The sequence below is a fragment of the Psychrobacter sp. 1Y4 genome (assembly GCF_051847555.1).
The window spans coordinates 1-1,156 of sequence record NZ_JBPYDE010000112.1; the positions used below are offsets into that span (position 1 = coordinate 1).

Sequence of the window (1,156 nt, forward strand, 5' to 3'; positions counted from 1 at the left end):
CTTGCTCAAGCTGGTTCAGCTTAACAGGAGCCAGTTTTTCTTCACGCTTCGCTTGCCAATCAAGCTCACCTGAGATACATTTTTTGACCAAATCAATGGCTGCATCTTGCAAGTCATCAGCAGGAACGGTCGCATCAACTAGGCCTAACTTTAGCGCATCAAGTGGTTTTTTTGGTGTGCCAGTAGCGATAAGCTCAAGCGCATTATCGATACCAATGATACGCGTACTACGAACCGTACCACCGAAACCTGGGAAAATACCTAGCTGAGTTTCTGGTAGACCGATGATTGCTTTATCACTCATGACGCGGTATTCACATACCAAGGTCATCTCACAACCGCCGCCCATTGCCGCGCCATTAATTGCCGCAACTTTTGGGAATGGCAAATCTTCAAAACGATTGAAAGCGTCATTGACATGAACGACCCAATCTTTGATCTCGCTTTCTGATTTTTTGAAAGAAGCCACAAACTCTGTGATATCAGCACCAGCGATAAACACGCCTTTGCCTGAAGTGACGATAAGACCTTTGACGTCGTCCGCTTTTTCTAAAGCAGTCACGGCTTCACCAAACTGTTTATTAGTTTCGGCATCAAATTTGTTCACGCTCTCATTTTCGGCGTTGTAGTGCATGTTGGCGATGCCATCCTCTAGCATTGTCACCGTGATGCGATTTCCTTGGTATACCATTTGAAACTCCTTTCTATATAACGAAAGCTACGTTTTGAATTAAAATAAATAGCCAGTTACTGTTAGTAAAATGGGTAATAGCACTGTGCGCCTGTGATGTCGTAAAGACAAACACATAGAGGGCGCACGAGTGAAGATGTCTTTATTATCCAGCGCTCATGATGTGATACCTATTTTGACGTCTCTTGAACCCCATCACACGGCGCTTTATTTATATGTTGCAAATACTGCTATTAAAATACTGACTGAGACATGGTCCAACACTGAAAATTGCTGAATTAATACGCTGAGTAAAAACCCATTACAGTCAACATCAGACCATTTTCACGTCAATTAGTGTAGGGGATTATGCCCCTAACTGTCACAAGCTAATGCCATACTCGCAAGTCACTCTTAAATCACCTGTAGGCATTTACCTTATGCGCAAAGTGTTTTAGTGAATACTTGTATACTGAGTTGCCATTT

1 protein-coding gene is annotated in these 1,156 nt (G+C 42.8%); it reads right to left on the reverse strand.

All coding sequences use genetic code 11. The features are described from left to right. Positions 1-691, reverse strand: a 691-nt coding sequence (locus tag ACS8FC_RS14595) for an enoyl-CoA hydratase-related protein (protein ID WP_439297294.1), incomplete at its 3' end; no start/stop codon positions are given. Positions 692-1,156: the final 465 nt, after the last annotated feature.